The following is a 5,887-nucleotide window of genomic DNA, read 5'->3' on the forward strand; positions in this document are numbered from 1 at the left end:
GCCATGGGCGGCAGCCTGGAGGTCGAGGACACCCCCGGGGGCGGCACCACGATGCTGCTCACCCTGCCCTCAGCAGCCACTCGGGAGGAGCCCGGCACCCTTCATCTGGAGAGGAGTGTGGACCGGTGAGCCACATCCTCGTCGTCGACGACGAGCCGGCGCTGTTGCGCACCCTGCGCATCGGTCTCCAGGCCGGGCACTACTCGGTGCTCACCGCGGCCACCGGCCAGGAAGCCTTGGACTCGGCAGGCCAGGCGCCGCCCGACGCCGTCGTCCTGGACCTCGGACTGCCGGACTTCGACGGGGTGGACGTGATCCACGGCATCCGCTCGACGCTGGCCGTGCCGATCATCGTGCTGACCGGGCGGACCGTGATCGAGGAGAAGCTCCGGGCGTTCGACGCGGGCGCGGACGACTACGTGACCAAGCCGTTCCAGATGAGCGAGCTGCTGGCCCGGCTCCGGGCCGTGCTGCGTCGGCCCGCCGAACTGGCGCCCTCACGGTCGGTGCAGGTCGGGCAGCATGCCGTCGACCTCGACGCCGGTGTCATCACCGGTCCGGACGGTCCGGTCCGGCTGACCCCGACCGAGTGGAGAATCCTCGCACTGCTGCTCGCCAACCGGGGGCGGCTGGTGCCCGGGAAGCAGATCCTGACCGAGGTCTGGGGCCCGGAGGCGGCGAACCACGGCAACTACCTGCGGGTCTACTTCTCCAGCCTGCGCCGGAAGCTCGAACCCGATCCGGCCCGGCCGCGCCACCTGATCACCGAGCCCGGGATCGGCTACCGGTTCCAGCCGTGACCTGCGGCGCCAATACTGCGTCAAGGCGACCGTCGGCGATGTCAAGGGTGCGTCAGGGCAGGCGGGCGGACGTTCGACCGCACCTATCGTGATCTGCGAGGAAGCGGTTCGCCGTCCCAGGCGTGGGGCCGGGCGGCGAACCGTTTGCCGAATCCCGCCCCGGGTGGTTGATCCGGGGAGCTTCGGCGGCCAGTGAAACAGAGGATGAGGGGGCGCGCGGCGCTGCCACGGGCGGTACGGCTGTCGTGGGAAATCTGGCGCGTCGGAGACGGCGCGACGGGCGGCAGCTGGACCACTCCCCGAGTCGCGCGCCTCTCGGCATTCCAGTACCACGGCGACTTCGCCGACTGCGAGGACCTGATCGACAGGCCGGAGTCGTACGCGCCCGGGTACAACGAGAGGCTGAGCCGTACGGCTGGACCTACGAAGGCGCCTCACTCAAGGCAGTCCGACCAATACCCCTCACCGAGCTTTCTACGGAGCAATGGACTCCCGCCATGACGGACGCGGCAGACATGCGGTGCACTCACTGCGGCACGATCGGCCTTGAACAGGGCTTCATGCACACCAACGGGACCGGCCACGGGAGCGTCCCCCTGTGGATATCCGGTCTGAAGGAAGGCCGCTTCCTGCGTGAGCTCTGGAACGGGCAGCGTAGATCGGGATCGGTCATCTCGTACCGGTGCCCGACCTGCTCGCATGTGGAGCAGTTCGTCGAACTCAACGAGGCAGACTAGGGGTTGTGCAGACCAAGGTCATGCGGTGATCTTGATCCATGGTGGGGGAAGCGATCCCCCCGCTCCCGGAAGCTGCGGGGCCAGGACAGAGGAAGAGCATCATTGCCGTTTAGATCCCTGCCAGGAACCGGGAGTCGACCGGTGGTGCCAGGGGGCGAGCGCGTCAGTATGCCGTCAAAGGCACATTCCGGGCTTCACGGAGCTGGTTCCATCGGGGTCATGGACTACACCTGGTTGGCCGACCGGCTCGACGGCAGGCCGAGGGTGGTCGTGTCGACGACCAGCACCGGCACGGAGTTCCGGCGCGAACTGTGGGTCGCGTACCTGTACGGCTACCGGCCGGTGGAGCACCGGCCGGCGGTCGGGTCCGGTTCCTGGACCGTGCTGGTCCGGGACGCGGCCCCGACCGCCCGACGCCGGGCAGAATTCATGCGGAACCCCGACCTGGGACCAGAAGCGGCCTCCCCGGTCGAGTGGGCGGACGGCCGGGCCGCGGGTCGCCTGGCGCCGCCGTGGGCGCCACCAGGATGGCCGGCTTGGGCTGGGCCGGTCCCACCACCGGACGACCTGCTCCCCCAAATACCTCCTCGTGACCGGAGGGCCGGGCGCCGTACGCTCTGGCTCGCCAGTGGCGTGATCACGGCCTGGATGACCAATGCCGTGAGGTGGGCCTGGTCAGGCACGCCCGGAACGGCCGAGCTGGTGGTGTCCGGATTCCTGGGCACCCTCGTGCTCCTGGGCGGTGCGGTCGTGGCGCTGCGGTCGCGCCGACCTCGCTGGGGCAGAGAAGAGGAGCAATCGGGGCCGTAAGGGCATTCCTTCGTCAGGTCAGCGCGAAGCACTGCCGGGCACCTGATGGGAGAGTACGCCGAGAGCCCGCGGCCCATGACGGTGCCCCGGCCGACGGGCTGGTTCGGCAGTTCACCGGATCAGAGCGTCTGGGCGTCCTCGGTCGCTCGTCCGTCTGCCGCTGCGGCCGTGCGCTGCGCCCGCACCGGGGGACCATGGATCTGCGGAGGTGCTCGGCCCGGTGAGGCGGTGAGTTCGGCGGTGACGGGGAAGCTGCGGGTGTACCTGGGAGCGGCGCCGGGGGTCGGGAAGACCTACGCGATGCTCGCCGAGGGCCGTCGGCTGCGCGACGGCGGGCTGGACGTGGTGGTCGGCCTCGTCGAGACCTACGGCCGCCGGGGGACGGAGGCGCAACTGGCCGACCTGCCGGTGGTCCCGCGCCGCAGCGTGCCGTACCGGGGGATCGAGCTGACCGAGCTCGACCTCGACGCCCTGCTCGCCCGCCGGCCCGCGCTCGCGCTGGTGGACGAGCTGGCGCACACGAACGTCCCGGGCAGCCGGAATCGCAAGCGCTGGCAGGACGTGCAGGATCTCCTGGACGCCGGGATCGACGTGGCGACGACCCTGAACATCCAGCACCTGGAGAGCCTGAACGACGTGGTCGAGCAGATCACCGGCGTCGTCCAGCGGGAGAAGATCCCGGACGAGGTCGTCCGGGCCGCCGACCGGATCGAGCTGGTGGACCTCAGTCCCGAGGCACTGCGCACCCGGATGGCGCAGGGCGACGTCTACGCGGCCGACCGGGTCGACGTGGCGCTGGACAACTACTTCCGGGCCGGGAACCTCGGCGCGCTGCGGGAGCTGGCCCTGCTCTGGCTGGCGGACCGGGTGGAGGAGGAGCTGGCCGACTACCGGGCCCGGCACGGCATCCGGGCGCCGTGGGAGACCAAGGAGCGGATCATGGTGGCGCTGAACGGCGCGCCGCAGGGCGAGCACCTGATCCGGCGGGGCGCGCGGACGGCCACCCGGGTGCACGGCGACCTGATCGGCGTGCACGTCCGTGCGGACGACGGGAGCGTCCAGCGGGAGCCGCCCGCCCTGGCGGGCCAACGCGTGCTGCTTCGCGAGCTGCACGGCACCTATGTCGAGATCACCGGCGACGACGTGGCGGGGGCCCTGGTCGACTTCGCCCGGACGGAGAGCGCCACGCAGATCCTGCTCGGGCCGACCGGCCGCTCGCGGCTGCGGGAGTTCGTCAGCGGTTCGGTGATCAACCGGGTGATCCGGCTGGCCGGTCCGATCGACGTCCGGGTGCTGCCGCCGCCCGGGCCGGATCTGCTGGCGCTGCCGCGCGGGCCGCGTCCGCGCCGGCCCGCTTTCGTCACCGCCCGGCGGCGCTGGTCCGGCTGGGTGCTCGGTCCGCTGGGCGCGGTGGTGGTGGCGAGCGCGCTGTCGCCGCTTCGCGGATCGCTCGGGCTGTCCGGCGTGCTGCTGTGCCTGCTGCTGGTGGTGGCCGGGGTCGCGCGTCTGGGAGGGCTCGCACCGGCCGCGGCCACCACCGTGGCCTCGGTGGTGGCCGCGGACTGGTTCTTCACGACGCCCTGGCACAGCCTGGTGATCGAGCGGGCGGCGGATGCCGCCGTCCTGGCGGTGTTCCTGGTGGTCGCCGGGATCATCAGCCACCTGATCGACGGGCTGGCCCGCCGCTCCCAGCAGGCGACCCGCGCCCGTGCGGAGGCGCAGGCGCTCGCCCGGTTGGCGGGGGAGTCGGTGCAGGACGGGGAACGCGCGCTGCCCGAGCTGCTGGAGGGGCTGCGACTGGCGTTCGGCCTGTTCGCGGCGGGCATCCTGGTGCGCGACGGCCAGGGCTGGCGGCCGGACACGACCGCGGGCGGGCCGCTGCCGGGCCGGCCGCAGGACGCGGCGTTCGCGGCCGAGCTGGACGCCGGCGCCGTCCTGGTGCTGGCCGGCCCGGCGCTGAGCGAGGAGAACACCCGGCTGCTCGGCCCCTTCGTGACCCAGTTGCGCCTGCTCCGGGAGTTGCAGCGGGTGACCGCGCAAGCGGCGTCGGCACAGGAGCTCGCCCGTACCGACGCCCTGCACACCACCCTGCTGGAGGCCGTGGCCCATGATCTGCGTGAGCCGCTGGCGGGGATCAAGGCGTCGGCGTCGAGCCTGTGCTCCGACGATGTCGACTGGCCGCCGGAGGACGTCCGCCGTTTCTCGGCGATCATCGACGCCGAGGCGGACCGGTTGAACCGCATGGTCGCCAACCTGCTCGACCTGAGCCGCCTGCAGGCCGGGCGGGTGCCGGTGACCTATTGGCCGACCGACGTGGCGGACGTCCTGGTCGCGGCGGTCGGCAGCCTCCCGCTCGCCGGCGCCCCGGTGGTCCTCGACCTCCCGGAGGCTCTGCCGCCGGTGGAGGCCGATGCCGGCCTGCTGGAGCGGGCGCTGGCGAACGTCCTGGCCAACGCGCAGACCTGGTCACCGCCCGGCGCCCCGGTGCGGGTGGACGCGGGCGTCGTGGCGGAGCGGGTGGACGTGCGGGTGGTCGACCACGGCCCCGGCATCGGCGACCGGCAACGCGAGCACCTCTTCGAGCCGTTCCACCGCAGCCGCCACGGGGCCGACGGGCGGGTCGCCGGCGTCGGGCTCGGACTGACCGTCGCCAAGGGCTTCACCGAGGCGATGGGCGGTGAGCTGACCGTCGAGAGCACCCCCGGCGGTGGCACGACCTTCGTGTTCGGCCTCCGCCGAGCCGCAGCGGCAAACCCCGGTTAGGAGGCACGGTGCGCCCCCCGTGGGCGGGCTGACACTGGGAACCGTGCCGTCCGGGGATCCGGTCCTGGCGGCTCCTCTTACAACGACGGGTCATCGGTGGAGGCCGAGTCCTCAACGGGCGAGGGCGGGGCCGGTCCAGTACACGACCTCGTCGCGGACGGGGCGGAAGCCCGCGGCCACGGCCAGGGCCCGGCTCGCCAGGTTCACCCGGGAGGCGGCCCAGGTCGGGGTCAGGCCCGCGTCGCGCGCGGCGTCGGTGGCGGCCGTCACGCAGGCGAGGGCGAGGTCCAGTCGGCGGAACGCCGGATCGGTGGCGACGGCGATGTCCAGGTGCCGGCGGCCGACGAGGTACCCGCAGGCCACCGCGGCCAGACAGGGTCCCAGGAACGCGCCCCAGGCGAAGCCGCCCGAGGCCAGGCCCGGGTGCCCGCCCCAGGTCCTGGCCAGCCAGTGCGGCGGGCCGGACGTCGGCCCCGGCGGTGTGGAGCGCGCGGCGAACCGCTCGAACCACGGTACGTCCGGCGGGGTCAACGGCCGCACCCAGTGCGCGACATGAGGAGAAACGGGCCGGGGCGCCGTGTGCTGGACGTAGACCGTGCGGATCCAGGGGGTGACGTGGGTGAAGGTGCGCCCGAGCAGTGGGAGGAAGCGTTCCGGCGCCGTGAACTGGCCGCGTCCGAGCGGGGCCAGGGCCGACTGGTCGAGGTGTCGCGGGTCGCCGCGGAGCAGACGCTCGGGCCCGCTGTGCACCAGGAGCACCCGGGCGGAGTCGGGCCG

The 5,887-nt window shown here is 72.8% G+C and carries 3 protein-coding genes; 2 read left to right on the plus strand and 1 reads right to left on the minus strand.

All coding sequences use genetic code 11. The annotated features are described in order from the left end of the window. The first annotated feature begins 125 nt into the window (after positions 1-125). Positions 126-800, plus strand: coding sequence for a response regulator (locus AB0C76_RS40865; RefSeq protein WP_359975724.1), 675 nt, complete (start codon positions 126-128; stop codon positions 798-800). A 1,787-nt stretch (positions 801-2,587) separates the two neighbouring features. Next, positions 2,588-5,110, plus strand: coding sequence for an ATP-binding protein (locus AB0C76_RS40870; RefSeq protein WP_359975727.1), 2,523 nt, complete (start codon positions 2,588-2,590; stop codon positions 5,108-5,110). A 111-nt stretch (positions 5,111-5,221) separates the two neighbouring features. On the opposite strand, the gene AB0C76_RS40875 is transcribed toward AB0C76_RS40870, so the two are convergent. Beyond that, positions 5,222-5,887, minus strand: a 666-nt coding sequence (locus AB0C76_RS40875; RefSeq protein ID WP_359975730.1) for a GNAT family N-acetyltransferase, incomplete at its 5' end; no start/stop codon positions are given.

This window comes from Kitasatospora sp. NPDC048722 (assembly GCF_040650235.1).
Classification (GTDB): Bacteria; Actinomycetota; Actinomycetes; order Streptomycetales; family Streptomycetaceae; genus Kitasatospora.